Below are 14,311 nucleotides of genomic sequence, written 5' to 3' on the forward strand. Positions count from 1 at the left end.
CCTAAAAACGGGCGATCGCCCTGGCAAGTTCCAGCGCGATCGGGCGCAACTTAAGTGGCAGTTTTGGCCTTCACCACCAACACCGAACAGGGCGCTTGTTCCAGCACATCACTGCTGACGGAACCTTGCAAAATTCGATCGATGCCGCTGAGGCCCCGGCTGCCAATGATGATTAAGTCGGTGCGATGGATATTGGCCAAGCGGACAATTTCCGCAGCGGGTTCGCCACTGATGATTTCAATGGTGCTGGGACAGGGTAGGCGCTTTTGGTAGGCCGTCAGTTGGGTTTCAATCTCGCGATACAAATCCGGTGCAGCCCCTTGGGGGCGATCGAGCGGCTGATCCAAATCGGTGCTGCTGGGCGGAATCACATGCACCAAAATCACTTTGCACTGCTCGTTCAAATTGAACGATCGCAGCATGGCAATTTCTGACTCGGATAATGCCGATCGATCCAGGGCCACCAAAACTGATTTCAACACTGCACCAAGTTAGCTAACGATTTTGCGAATAAAGGCAGCATACACCGCCAATTCTGGAATCTGGCTCCAGCCCCCACCAGACTTAACATTACGTCAGTTCGGGATCAGGGAAGCAGAAGAAAGGCGGGGTGGTTAAGCCAGCAGTGGCGGGACTATGGCTTACAGTTTTTGGCCAAGACCCACCACAACGCCAAGAATTCTTTGATGTTGATGATTGACAAAGTGGGTTAATCAACGGCTGATTGTCTACTCAAGAAACCGTCCCCAAATCTGGCTGCGTTGGAGATTGAGCTGCCCGCTTAACCCGAACTGGCGTTGAAATAGGCATCAACAAACAGGTCTCAGGACAAAGGGCGCGCAGCGAAAGGAGAACTGTGCGCCCTTTGGGAAATGGTTGAACGCAATTCAACGCAATCCCAAAATAGACCCCCGATCGGGTGGAAGGGGACTGAGTGCCTAGACCCGACTGCCGAGGAATTGCTCGATCGCGTCGGCCTGTTCCCAACCATGGCGCACGCAATCGCCCAGCGCTACGCCGCCTTCGTAGTTGCTGCAAGCAAAGAGGCCGGGCCAATGTTGCAGTTCCTGGTGCAGGGTGGCCAGGCGGGCCCCATGCCCGATCGTGTATTGCGGAATCGCCCGTCGCCAGAGTTTGACCGACAGCACCTTGGGAGCCACGTCCTGTTTCAGCAAAATCCGCCGCACGTCCGCATGAACCATCTGGGCGATTTCGTCTTCGGTTTTGTTGATCAGGGTGGGGTTTTGTGCGCCGCCAATGAAGTTGATCAGGTGGGCCCAACCTTGGGGAGCGCGTCCCGCAAATAGGCTGGAGGCCCAAATGGTTCCTAGGGTTTGCAGGCCCAGGCTGCGGGGAATCAGGTTGCCAAAGCCGCGCAGGGACTGGGCAAAGGCGGTTTCGGGATAGGCCAAAATCACGCAAGCAACGGCGGGGTAGGGAATGGCGTTGAGGGCGGTGCTGGCTCGGGGGGCGAGGGGTTCGAGCAGTTGAGCCGTGACCGGAGCCGGGGTGGCCAGAATGATCGATCGCGCGGTGATCTGTTGGGGGCCATCGGGGCTGGCGATCGCAACCTGGTAATTGCCTTGGGGATCGCGGGCGATCGTCTCCACCTGCCAGCCCAGCTTGACCCGATCGCCCAAACCGCTTGCCACTGCTTCCGGCAAGGCTTGCAGCCCCTCGCGGAAGGATCCCAACTCCCCGGACTTGGGCTTGGGTAAGCGGGGATCGGCTGGGGGAGCTTGCTTGGCCGCTTGGCGCTTGGCCCAAAGAATCCGCGCGGCCCCGGCTCCTAAACCACCGCCGACCGCTTGCATGGCGGCCATTTTGCGGAAGGCCGCCGACGCACTGAGGGCATCGGGATCGCCAGCATAGACCCCCGAAATAAAGGGATCCACGAGGCGCTCCATGGCTTCTTGGCCCAGGTGGCGAGTGAAGAATTCACGGACGGTTTCTTCGCCGCCCCTTGCCGAGATGGCTGCGCCCACGATCGGGGGCACAAAACCCGCCGCACCTAGCAGCAGTCTGGCTTTGCCCCGATCGCTCAGCAGGGTGGAATTCCAAAATGCGCCGGGACTCATGGGAATGGCTTGTAACCGACCGTCCCAGTAGACAAATCGGGGCAGCTTGCCATCCGCAAACACCAGCTCATCCTGCAAACCCACTTCCACGGCCAGTTTCAGCAGCTCTGGCGTGGGGGCGAAGCTGTTGGGCCCCTCTTCCCACAGGAACCCATCGGCCGATCGGGTGGTGATGTTGCCGCCCACACGGTTTTGCGCTTCCACCACCAGGGTCGATCGCCCTCGGTTGTCGGGGTGATTAACCAAGCGGTGGGCAGCGCTCAAGCCCGTTAAACCCGCGCCGACAATCAACACATCGATCGCCGCCGATCGATCCGTTGTTCCTTGAACCCCAATGGGTGCAGCAACCACCACGGCTTAATCTCCTTTTCTCCAGTTTTCTCAAAACAATTTCAAATGCAAACGCCAGCCCACGAATGGTGCTGGTTGCGCTGGGGGCACGAATGGCACTCAATCGCCTCAATGACGGGTGATGACAGGTGCTTGCAGTTGATTTCTGATCGATTTCAGTCGATTCGACCTCAAGCGATCTGGGATCGGATCCGGTTAATTGATTTAATTGTGCAGTTTTTGGGGCTGGGGCGATCGGGTTCCCGGAATGGGGGCGATCGGCCAGTCAACCGTTTCTTAATTTAACCGCTGATGGTCTTTTATCTTTCTATCGTTATTGGGTTATAAAGCAAATCCAGTAGTGATGCTCCAGACTTTCTGAGCCAACTCATGCTGAGTTGCCGGCCCTCTCGAGGGTGCATCCTGAAAACAGAAGGCGATCGCCCGATCGAGCAATCGCCTTCCCCTCAAGTAACCCTCAAGCAACCCTGAGCACCAGTCCCAAGGGATCCAAATCTTCCCGATGATGGCCTAGCGCAAAGCCGCGATCGGGACGGCCGCCTTGGAATCGGTCATCGGCTGGGGCGATCGCGCCACCAACACCTCCCGAATCAACCGGGCGATCGCGCGTTGGGCTAACTCTCCGGCGATCTGTTGGCCCAACTGCTGGGTTTCCGGCCGCACCAGGATCCGCGCCGCCAACTGCAACAGCTTCATCGAATCAAACCCCGGCGTTTCCTGAAGCAACTGCCAAATACGTTGCAACCGCTCCAAGGTTTCGCGCGGGTTGCTGGAGTTGGTTCCCACTTGGGAACTTACTGGACTGCCTGGGTTGCGGTTCAGGAACTTGCCCCAATTGTCCAGGAGCGATCGCCAAGCACTTTGGCCCGCTGCATCGATCGCCTCCACCAACCGATTGGCGACCTGTTGGCGGATAAATTCCCCACGTTCCGAAAACAAAAACTCCGCCGCCCGATCGATCCCTTCATTGAGATCATAATCAGCACTGTCCTTGGCATTGCGCAACAGATTTTCTAACCGATTCCAACGAAAATCGCCTTCCCGGAACAGCAAATCTTGCAACGAAGCCCGCAGTTCTGGAGCCGGATCTGTCAGCAATCGCTTGGCAATGTAAGGATAGGCTTTGCTAAGCACTTTGAATTCCGGATCCACATTGATCGCAATCCCTTCGAGGGTCACCAGCGATCGAATAATCAGAGCATAGTAAGCCGGAACCCGAAACGGGTACTCATACATCACCCCTGACAGTTGATCGGTGATGTTTTTGAAATTCAACTCCGAAACACTGGATCCCAACGCATTGCTAAACACACCGGATAGGGCTTGGGAAATTGGCTCCAAATTGGTGTCAGGAGTCAAAAATTCCAGCTTCACGTAGTCTTCCGCCAATCGAGCAAAATCGCGATTCACCATGTGAACCACCGCTTCAATTAGCCCGTAGCGCTGATATTTTTTAACTCGGCTCATCATCCCAAAATCGAGATAAGCCAATTGACCGTTGGGCATGGCCAACAGGTTGCCCGGGTGGGGATCCGCATGGAAAAAGCCATGTTCCAGCAATTGCCGCAGGGAACACTGCACCCCCACATCCACCAAGTGGGTGGCATCAATGCCTTGTGCGGCCACTTCTTTCAAATTGGTGAGCTTTGTCCCCGAAATCCACTCCATGGTTAACACCCGCTTGCCGGTGTATTGCCAATAGATTTTGGGCACATAAATTTCCGGCATGGAGCCGTAGAGTTTGGCAAAGTGCTCTGCGTTGCGTCCTTCTTGGGAATAGTCCATTTCCTCAAAGATGCGGGCCGCAAATTCATCGGTAATGGCGACTAAGTTGCTTCGCAGTCGCTTGACGTTTTTCATGGCCCATTTGGCCAGGCCACGCATGATGTAAACGTCGAGCGTAATTTGCTCTGTGAGTCCGGGCCGTTGCACTTTGACGGCAACGGCTTCCCCGGTTTTTAATTTGCCGCGATAGACCTGCCCCAAACTGGCGGCGGCGACGGGTTTTTCGCTGAGTTCAGCAAAGCAATTCTCGGGGCGATCGCCCAATTCTTCCTCAATAAACCGGTAGGCGATTTCATTCGGAAAAGCCGGCAATTGATCTTGCAGTTGGGTCAGCTCTTCCAAATAAACCGGCGGCACGAGGTCGGGCCGGGTGGAAAGGGCTTGCCCCACTTTGATGAAGGCGGGCCCCAACTGGGTCAGCAATTCTCGTAACTGGCGGGCGCGGCGGGCTTCGTTGCGCTTGACTTGGTTGCTCTGGCGATCGCGCCAAATCGCAAAGGCAAACGTGAAGCAGGGCCACAAAACGGCGATCGTCCGTTGCAGCACGGCCCACCAGCGTCCTCGATAGGCCGCGTCGATCGCGTCTGGGTCGTAGTGGGGCGATCGATAGGTCTCGATGTCTTCGTCGTCGGTGGGGCCCTGATTTGGCGACACCGGCGCGGAAACATCCTCTGCTACTGCCCGTGCCTCGATCGTGGCCCGTTTGGGATCCGTCGCATCAAACACAGGAGTCATCGCTGAAGTCATGGCGAACGTTGCCTGAACCAGTTACTTAGTTACTAATTGTAAATACTGTCGCCATCAATCGTTGGATTTCGGCGGCGATTAATTGACCATGGGACAGCCTTGGAGGGCAAACGGGGAGCTGAGTTCAGTGGAGCGCCACGGCCCGTAAGGCTCTCCGTGATGGTTCACGGTTAACCGAAATAATCAGAATCATTCCCGAGCTTTCTAATCTTTTTGACGAATCGTCTCGAATCCTTAAGGAACTGGGCCAAGGCCCATCGAAAAGCCACGGTTTCCTCCATGATGGTTAATTGTTCTCGGCTTTTCGTGCCCTGAAACCCTAACGGAAACGCCGCTTGAAGCGTTGGTGAATCAGGTCTTGAACGATCCTGATTGACTGGAGTGAGGGGAGAAAAGCCTAAGGGCGCACAGCCCAGAGTGCAAAACCAAAATCCTAAGGGGGACGTGATGATGTCGATCGGGCTGGGGGACGATCGCGATCGCAGTGTTTCTCCGTAATTTCAGGGATGCTGAAACTAATCAATTCCTCCAGCGGTCGGATATTTTTCCGATCGGTTCCTTAATCTCCCTTTCAGGGATTGATTGCTCGATCGGGTGCAAAACCTCAACCCAGTCCAGGTCAGGTGCTTGACAAATTTTCCAAATTCAGGCCCAAAATTCCAAAACCAGGTTAAACTTAGGTTAAGAAGCCCTTAAGAAAGCTTCGTTCGCGCCCAACTCACGCCGTTACCGCGATCGCCAAGCGTTATCCTCCAACCAGGTGCAATCAGACCTTAACCCTCTGCTCTAACATCTTCCGGAAGCTCGCGATCGCCTCTTCGTCCATTCACAAATCGTGTATGACCTGGAGGTTATCCCATGAAAGACCATGCGACCTTTATCGCTCCTTGCTCCACCTATCGCGGCGTAGTTCGCCCCGAGAATTTGGTCTTTAACGCGAACCTCCAAGAGTTTGCCCAACGAGTTGGCTTCATTTGCAACTTGGAGACCAACGGCAAGCTCTCACCCGAGGCAGCTTTTCATGAACTGCAATCCCTGTGGGCTTCCCTGGAAGGGAGTTATGAAAACCTTGGCGTTGGCCAAGAACCTTTTGGATCCAATCCGCAATAGTGGCCATTTTCGCGACCAACCACTTTAGCGAAGGCTTTGGATGGTTGCGAGTGGCGCGGCGACCCAAGTTTAGGTTTTTGGCAAATCCACTGTTTGGACTCGCAGACTCACCATTGATGTATTCCCGATTCGCCATTGCGGCCTAGTCTCACGGCTGCGCGTCGTCGCTGAATGCTCCATAGTTTCGATCGCTCTCCCCCTGCCAGAGACCGTTCTTGGCTAGGTTTGGCCCTGGGGAGAGCGTTAGACTTTGGAGCGTTCAAGCCGTGACTTCAGGGCGAGGGGCCTTCCGATGGTGTTTACAGAAGCTTGGCAATCGGGCAGTGGCGGACAGCAGCCATTTCCCCATCATTTGGCCCGTGCAATTCGGTTGATTGTGTTGGATATTGACGGCACAATCGCGGGTCGAAATAATCAAATTAATCCCCCGGTTTTGGCCGCGATCCAAGCGGCTCAGTCCCGGGGTTTGGCTGTCACCATTGCCACAGGGCGCATGTACTGTTCGGCGGTACGGTTTCATCGGGAAATTCAAACCCCCCTGCCGCTGATTGCCTATCAGGGGGCTTGGATGGATCAACCAGACCACAGCCAACCAGCCGATCGCCCCAAGTCCAAACCGCTGTTTCACCGTCCGCTGGATCGGACTTTGGCACGGGAGGTGGTTGACTTTTTGGAGGAGCCGGCCTGGGGCGATCGCCTGTCGGTGCATTTGTATGTGAACGATCGCTTGCTGATTCGCCAACTGACACCGGCCAGCCAAGACTATGCCGATCGCACGGGTGTGACCCCGATCGAGGTGGGAGATTTTCGGCAGGTGCTGGATCAAGGCCCTGACCCCACCAAGGTGTTGGCCCTCAGTCCCGATCGCCAGTTAACCCGCGATCTTTTGGAAAAACTACGCCAGCGCTACTGTGCCCAGGAAGCTTACCTCACCACGTCTGTGTCCACCTTTTTGGAAGTGGTGCACCCGGACGTGAACAAAGGCAATGCGGTACGGCATTTGGCGGAGCAACAGTTGGGTTTACGGCCGGAGCAGGTGATGTTTGTGGGCGATAACTTCAATGATTTGGAAGCGATCGCCTATGCCGGCTTGGGGGTGGCCATGGGGGATGCACCGGAACCGGTTAAGGCGATCGCCCAATGGGTTGCGCCGTCGGTGGCGGAGGATGGGGCTGCTCGGGCGATCGAGCAGGTTTTAGCGGCGCAGGGATCAGCTCATTAGGCCCCTCAATCTACGAACTGGCTAACTTACGTGGCTCCTGCGGCTCATAGAGAATCAGACGGTTGCCCGCCGGGTCGATCGCGTCAATTTCCCGGCCGTGGCTCGCAATGCGCACTGACCCCGCCAAGGTGGCCCCCCGATCGCTCACCAGGGCGATCGCTTGATCCAGATCCATCACTTCCAAGCAGAGACAAAAGCCCCCCGTTGCGCCCTGAAAGCGTTCCATCTGGTCGGGTTGGGGCCGAAAAATTCCTAAGCGTAGACCGCCCGTTAGCCCAAATTCCCAATAGCCCGAACCGATCGATCGCACCGGATCTCCCAGGAGCGATCGGTAAAACGCGCCCAACTGGCCTCCCATCCCATCTGCTAAAACCACCAGCGCTCCGCGATAGTCCAACCGATCCACAGCGCAACTCCACAAGCCCGGCTCATCCGGTTAACTGCCCATTCCACCCTACCCCAAACATCCCTTCAGAACATCAGCTTGGGCAAAGATGGGGATCAGCAAATTGGGGTCAACAGTCACGGGGCCATTAGCCGGTTTTCAACCTGGCATAAGCGTCCGATCTTGCAGTCAATCATCCTGTAGAAGTTGGGAGTTATTGCCAGGCTTGAATCGCTCTCTTGCAGCACAGTCTTGTGGTTGCGATCTTAAAAAATCCCGCTAAAAATAATCTTGCAAATTTCCTTAGATTACCCAACTTTTTGCGGGAACTATCATGCATTTCACAGTAATTCAAAAAAATTATGGTCACAGTCCCATGCAAAAAAATATCCAGAATTTTAGAAATTGAACGGGAACCAATTTGGGAACCCTTCGTCTGACAAGGCAGAGATGCCAAAAGCTCGTAACAGCAAACTGATCGACTCAGTAACTGGACTGAATCGATCGGCTATAGGAAATTTCAATCCTAAGCACTTGGGTGTATCGCAATTATTTCGATGCAGGCTGTGGGCTGTGAAATAACGCACCATTAGCAAATCATTGTTTCCCGATCGCTCGAAATACGATTGCCCAGCCCATGGACTGCGATCGAAATGGCAGGTGAACAAGCCCGTTCATCTGTCTCATCCAGTCGAGATCTAGGGACTTAATCAGCAATATCTGAGGACATCAAAAACCATGGCTACAACACCCACCACGGACACTGTGGTTATTCCAACCTCCACCACCCCAACCACCACATCCGGAACCACGGGCACGACTGGTACGACCGGAACCACCACGGGAACCACGGGAACCACAGGCACGACCGGTACGACTGGAACCACCACGGGAACCACGGGAACCACGGGAACCACGGGCACGACCGGAACCACGGGAACGACCGGAACCACGGGAACCACGGGAACCACGGGAACCACGGGAACAACCGGTACGACCGGTACGACCGGTACAACTACGGGTACGACGGGAACCACCGGTACAACGGGAACCACCGGTACAACTACAGGTACGACGGGAACCACCGGTACGACGGGAACCACCAGTACGACGGGAACCACGGGCACGACGGGAACCACGGGTACAACCCCCGACCCCACCGGAACCACAACGGGAGCCGCGATCGACCCGTCCCTTTGCTTCGACGAAAAGTTCTATCTGGATCAAAATCCGGATGTGGTCGCCGCTGTGCAAAGTGGCTCCATCAAGAGCGCCTATCAGCACTTTCTAACGGTTGGGCAGTTTGAAGATCGCGCCCCTTCGCTGGTCTTCGATCCAAAGGCATATCTGGAGTTAAACGTTGACCTGAAGATTTCGCTGAAAGCCAGCGGCTTCCGCAGCGCCTTTGAGCACTTCATCAAAGCCGGTGTTCAAGAGCGGCGGGTGGGCAGCTACTTCTTCAACCCCAATGAATATCTGAAGACCAACGGTGATGTTGACGGGTTCATTCTGTTCAACAATCTGTCGTTTTCCTACAGCTACAAGCACTTCTTGACTGTTGGGGTCAAGGAAGGACGCAACAGCGGCACATTTTTTGATGGTAAGTATTATCTGGAAGCTAATCCGGATGCCGCAGCGGCGGTCGCCAGCGGCCAATTCAGCAGCGCCTTTGCCCACTTCCAAGCGGTTGGTTTTGCTAAGGGTCTCAGCCCTTCACCCAAGTTCAACCAAGATCTTTACCTAGACTTCAACGAAGACCTCTCCAAGGCCTTCAAGGGCGGACAGGTCAAGAACCTGTTTAAGCACTTCCTGGAATTCGGCATCAAGGAAAAACGGGACGCGGATTTCACGAATTCGCCCTTGTCTGACCGGCCGAGCCAGGGAGATGACTTTTTCCGAGGTGGTTCCAACAAAGATGTGTTCAATGGCCTGGGTGGCGATGACAAGATCTTTGGCTTCGGTGGCGATGACATCCTGACGGGAAATGCTGGGGATGACCTGATCTTTGGCGGCGATGGCAATGACTTTATTGTCGGTGGTGCTGGCAAAGATATCCTGGTGGGCGATCAGGGCGATGATTCGATCCTGGGTGGCGAAGGTGACGACTCGATCGAGGGTGGCTACGGTAAGGATGCCCTGTGGGGTGGCGCTGGTAAGGATGTGTTCCTGTTTGGCAAGTTGGATGTGACGGCCACTACGGGTTCCGATTCTTTAACGGGCGGCACGAGCGGATCGACCACGGGCAGCACGACGGGTTCGACTTCCACCACGGGGACTACGCTCGGAACCACCACCGGTACGACGGGCACAGGTACAACTGGCACAGGTACAACCGGTACGACGGGCACGGGTACAACGGGCACAGGTACGACGGGCACGGGCACAACCGGTTCCACGACGGGCAGCAGCTCGATCGACCCCTTGACCGGCGAAGCGACGATTTATGACTTCTCAACGAAGGACGATCGAATTGCCCTGGCGGCGAACTTGGGCTTCAAGTCCGGTGGCGATGTGCTGAAAGCCGTGACCCAAAAGGGCCGCGACGAAGACGGCAACTTCTTCTCGATCGTCAAGGTTTCCTCGGGCTTCTCGCTGAAGATCTACTCCGAAGCAGAATTGGTTGCCAGCAACTTCCGCATCTTTGGCCTGCCGAACACCAACACGGGCGGCAGCACAGGCGGCGGCAGCAGCACAGGCGGCACCACGGGCGGCGGCACTACGGGTGGTAGCCTCAGCGGTTCTACTACCAACGTGACGAACATCACCAATATTACGAACATCACCAACATCACCAACATCAACTTGGGTGGTGGTTTGTTGGGCCTGCCGCCCGGATTGGCGAAACAGATCGTTGGTGGCAAGCGGACGTTTGACACCCTGCCCCCCGGCATTGGCAAGCGCTTCGGCAAGGGCGATGACGATGATGATGATTAAAAACTCAGTCATTGGGGATTGGGGCCAAATCGCAGAGCGGTTCCCGATCGCCAGGATGCAGAGGAGCTAATCGGTTGCGCTGATTCGGCTGCGCTCATGTGGTGCGCTTGCATCGATGGAAGCAAAACCGATAGAGTCTGAGGGGTGGACAGTGAGCCACCCCTTTTTTTGGGTATTCCCAACTTTTCAAAGATCCCATCAGAGGATGTCTGAAAAGCCAAAACTACTGCTTTGTGGGTTTCATCAACCGGCCCAGACAAGGGGCGGAAGCTCCTTGCCCCCACAACTGTTGGCGCTTGGTTAGTCCCTCAGGCTACTTCTCAGGCATCCTCGTCAATCGCCAAAACACCGCTCAAAGATCAAAAAGATCAACAATCAAAGATCAACAATCAAAGATCAATTTCTAAAAAAACAGCCAGTCTACAAAAACAGCACAGGTAAGGAGAATTCAAACGATGGATTTCAGTCAACTTCTGGATGGCAAAGGGCTGACGGAACTGGCGATCGAGGGGGCCAAGTGGACTTTGGCGGCCGATGGTCTGTTTTTGTTGTTGACGATTTTGGCGTTTGTGCTGGGCTGGGCCTGGCGGTTTCGACTGGTGGGAGTCACCGCGTTCACGATCGTGGTGGCAGCGGGGCTATTTGGTTTTGGCCTCAGCCTCCGGGAACGGCCGCGCATTGAGGGAGCTGCCGCCTACCACCTGGTTTATGACACGGGGGCAACCCTCGCCACGATCGCCGTTTCGCCAGATTTATCAGCGGAGGCGTTGGTGGCCACCCTCAAGCAAGCGGCGATCGACCTCTACTCCCCCGGACGAGTGGGGGGGCAGCCCTCGTTGACTATCCGTGCGCGATCGGTCACTCATCCTGAGGATGGGATCTCGAAACTCCAGTACCGGGGGCAAATCGAGCGATCGCTCACCGTTCGCATCGATGAAAACCCCAAAATCACCCTATTCTAGGAGTTTAGCTTTTAGGAACTCAGCTCGCTCCCCGTTCGATCGACCATGGCTTCCTGGCTGCTGGTTAAACCATTTAGGAAGCCTGGCCGACTGCTCAGTTCAGTGCTCAGTTCTACGTCAATCAGCGCCCAGCTCTACATCAACATGCTGTCCATATTGGGCTGCACCTTCGCTCGAATCAGCAGGGCCGTGATGTTGTCATGGCCATTGTGCTGATTTGCCAGCTCCACCAGTTGCGAAACCCCTTGGTCAAGATTGGCGCGCGAGCTAATCAGTGGGGCTAAGTGGGTTTGCCAGTGGGTTTCAACCAAGTCGTTGTCGCTCAATCCATCGGAACAGAGCAACAACAGAGCATCTTCATCCAGATCCAAAAACTGGATTTCTGGATCCACTCCGGTGTTATCGCGGGGCCCCAGGGCTTGGGTGAGTTGATAGGCATCGGGGCGGCTGTAGGCGGCATCGGGATCAATGCCGCGCTGAATTTCCCGCTGTCCGACTTCGTGGTCGGTGGTGATTTGCTCCAGACCCCGACGGCGGGTGAGCCGATAGAGCCGGCTGTCTCCCACGTGGGCCACGGCTACCTTGGAATTGTGGACAAGGACTAAAACCAGGGTGGTGCCCATCCGCCCACTGCCCGATCGCTGTTCGCTTTGGTTTTCGTCGTAAATTGCCTGGTTGGCGATGAAGATGCCCTCTCGAATGGCCTCGATCGGGGGCATTTCATTTTGCCAATGGGTTTGGAAATAGTCCTGAAGGGTTTTGACCGCCAAGTGGCTGGCCACTTCCCCGCTGGCATGGCCCCCCATCCCGTCACAGAGGATGTAGAGATTGTGGGCCCGAACCGTCCTGCCGTTGGGGGTTTCCAGGCGCTGGAAGTTGGTGTAAATGCCGAAGTAGTCCTCATTGTGATCGCGCTGGCGACCAATATCGGTGCGCCCCGCTTCATCCAGACTCGACAACTTCATGGGCAGGACGATCGTGGGTGTATCGTCCTCATCGTCATCCCGCAGGCTACTGAGGGGAAGATTAGCGAGCGGGTTGCCACCGTTGGGAACAACCGAGCCAGAAGGCATGGCCACGCTTTCGCTCAGGCTGGTGGCGGCGATCGCCGCTACGGGGGATTTTTGCTCCAAGTTGTCGGCAATGAGCCGCAGGTGCTGGCGCACCACGTCGGGGCTAGTGAATTGACCCCGAGCAATCAGTTGAGCCAGGTTGATCAGGGAGTCGGCTCCTGGGTGTTCTGCCTGGGTCAGTAACTGTAGCCAGGCTTCGCCCAAGTGTGTGAGGCTGCTGGCGGCGGTGGGCTGCTCCGGATGTGCGGTAGGGTCATGCAGACGCTTGAGGCTCAGAACGCTGTCTTCGTCAACACACAGGTTGTCGAGCACCAGCAGACTGGCGGTACATTGCACGGGAATTAGCTCTTCCCAAAGGTCGAGCATTTCGTAGAGATCGTGCAGGACTTGCAGGGTGGGTGTGTCGGGATCTCGCCACAGATCGCTCAGGGATTTCCAGTCCGATCGATCCTCAATCAACAGCACTTGCCAGCCTTCTCCTTGCCAGGTGTCGTAGACCTGGGGCAAGCGTTGGCCCAGTTGTGAATCGAGCAGCAGATAGGGTTGGGCAATGGATGGAATTTGGGACTCGATCGAGAGTTCGTTGGGTGCGGGTTGAGAGCTGGGGGGCAAGGTGGGTTCCGCATCGCCCTCGATCGGTTGGTGCAACCAGCGATCGAAAAATCGCAGTCGATAGGGCTGTTGATCCAGCACTTGGGTTTGATATTGGGCGCTGGCATCAATTGCCCGAATCGGGGTCAAGGGCTTGTAGCGCAGAAAAGGCTGGTCGGGATCATTGGTCTCGGGGGGATTTGGCCAAGCGGCATCCGGCTCCGGCGGCACCAAAAGAGCTTGCAGAACTGTCCCGATCACCTCGCCACAGTCACTACAGGTGAGCTGACCGACGGGATTCTCAGTGCCGCATTCCGGACAGAGCAGTCGATCGAGCGAGGCACCACACTGCTGACAGTACTTGTTGTCATCAGGGTTTTCACATTGGCACTGGGGACAAATCTGCATAGCAGCCACTGTCAGAGGTCTCAAGAGTGATCAGGGTTGGTTGATCGATGGGTGATCAAGCTTGGGTGATTAAATCGAGCAATCAAATCACGAGGACTATTAAACGGAGCATCTAAACGAAACGCCTAAACAAAATGCCTAAACAGAACATCGCGAATAGCCGTTGGCACGCCACCCTGATCGGAAATACTGGATCGAGTCAAGCCAAATGGGCCAGGTCAAAAGTGGCCGCCCCCGACAAGATGTTTGACGATCTTTTCTGGATTCTAGCCGACTGCTCCCGGTCTCAATCGTAACGCTTCAGAGATTACGGATCGTGATAGATACCTCACTCTCTCGGATTGGCTTCGTTACGGCTTAATTAACGGCTTCGGGGAACGAACCTTGATCGTGACAATCCCAGCCAATTTGGGGCAGCTCCAGTCTCCTACGCGCGATCGCATGGCATTTGCACCCAGCACCGGAACCCAGCACCGGAAACCAGTTTTGGAGTTCGCCACGTTCCGCGTCCAGTGCCACCGAGATGGACACTAGCTCAGTGGTGCTAAGGGGGACTAAGGAGAAGCTAACTAGCCGCTGCTGACGCAAATGCCGTCTGTTTTAGCTTTTCTAGCGAAAAGTTGCCTGATCCGGCGAAGCATTTGCAAATTTTTCAAGATTCCAGG

9 protein-coding genes are annotated in these 14,311 nt (G+C 55.6%); 4 read left to right on the top strand and 5 right to left on the bottom strand.

The window, feature by feature from the left end:
- Positions 1-50 precede the first annotated feature (50 nt).
- From AC2IAX_RS09030 to AC2IAX_RS09040, 3 genes are all read right to left on the bottom strand, one after another.
- Entirely contained in the window at positions 51-482 is a 432-nt protein-coding gene (locus AC2IAX_RS09030) for a universal stress protein (protein WP_494390243.1), read from the bottom strand.
- A gap of 456 nt (positions 483-938) precedes the next feature.
- Positions 939-2,432: a protoporphyrinogen oxidase gene (hemG, locus tag AC2IAX_RS09035; protein WP_494390244.1), complete on the bottom strand. Its 1,494-nt coding sequence runs from the start codon at positions 2,430-2,432 to the stop codon at positions 939-941.
- A gap of 507 nt (positions 2,433-2,939) precedes the next feature.
- The gene (locus tag AC2IAX_RS09040; RefSeq protein WP_494390335.1) at positions 2,940-4,949 is read right to left on the bottom strand and encodes an ABC1 kinase family protein; all 2,010 of its coding nucleotides are present in this window, start codon (positions 4,947-4,949) and stop codon (positions 2,940-2,942) included.
- A gap of 870 nt (positions 4,950-5,819) precedes the next feature.
- Between AC2IAX_RS09040 and AC2IAX_RS09045 the strand changes: the two genes are divergently transcribed.
- Complete coding sequence (locus tag AC2IAX_RS09045) at positions 5,820-6,071, top strand: DUF7219 family protein (RefSeq protein ID WP_494390245.1); 252 nt, start codon at positions 5,820-5,822, stop codon at positions 6,069-6,071.
- 292 nt (positions 6,072-6,363) lie between these two features.
- Positions 6,364-7,293, top strand: a complete 930-nt coding sequence (locus AC2IAX_RS09050; RefSeq protein ID WP_494390246.1) for a Cof-type HAD-IIB family hydrolase — start codon at positions 6,364-6,366, stop codon at positions 7,291-7,293.
- 10 nt (positions 7,294-7,303) lie between these two features.
- Here the strand turns inward: AC2IAX_RS09050 and AC2IAX_RS09055 are convergent, their stop codons facing one another.
- A complete protein-coding gene (locus AC2IAX_RS09055) occupies positions 7,304-7,699 on the bottom strand; it encodes a VOC family protein (RefSeq protein WP_494390247.1) in 396 nt (131 codons plus the stop codon).
- A 717-nt stretch (positions 7,700-8,416) separates the two neighbouring features.
- On the opposite strand from AC2IAX_RS09055, the gene AC2IAX_RS09060 reads away from it, so the two are divergent.
- Together AC2IAX_RS09060 and AC2IAX_RS09065 are read left to right on the top strand one after the other, a co-directional pair.
- Positions 8,417-10,612, top strand: a complete 2,196-nt coding sequence (locus tag AC2IAX_RS09060; protein ID WP_494390248.1) for a calcium-binding protein — start codon at positions 8,417-8,419, stop codon at positions 10,610-10,612.
- A gap of 455 nt (positions 10,613-11,067) precedes the next feature.
- Positions 11,068-11,574, top strand: a complete 507-nt coding sequence (locus tag AC2IAX_RS09065; protein WP_494387237.1) for a DUF2518 family protein — start codon at positions 11,068-11,070, stop codon at positions 11,572-11,574.
- Positions 11,575-11,708: 134 nt separating this feature from the next.
- Here the strand turns inward: AC2IAX_RS09065 and AC2IAX_RS09070 are convergent, their stop codons facing one another.
- Positions 11,709-13,646 carry a serine/threonine phosphatase gene (locus AC2IAX_RS09070; RefSeq protein ID WP_494390336.1) on the bottom strand — a complete coding sequence of 646 codons (1,938 nt, stop codon included), beginning with the start codon at positions 13,644-13,646 and terminating at the stop codon, positions 11,709-11,711.
- Positions 13,647-14,311: the final 665 nt, after the last annotated feature.

This window comes from Limnothrix sp. HT2024, from assembly GCF_059138625.1.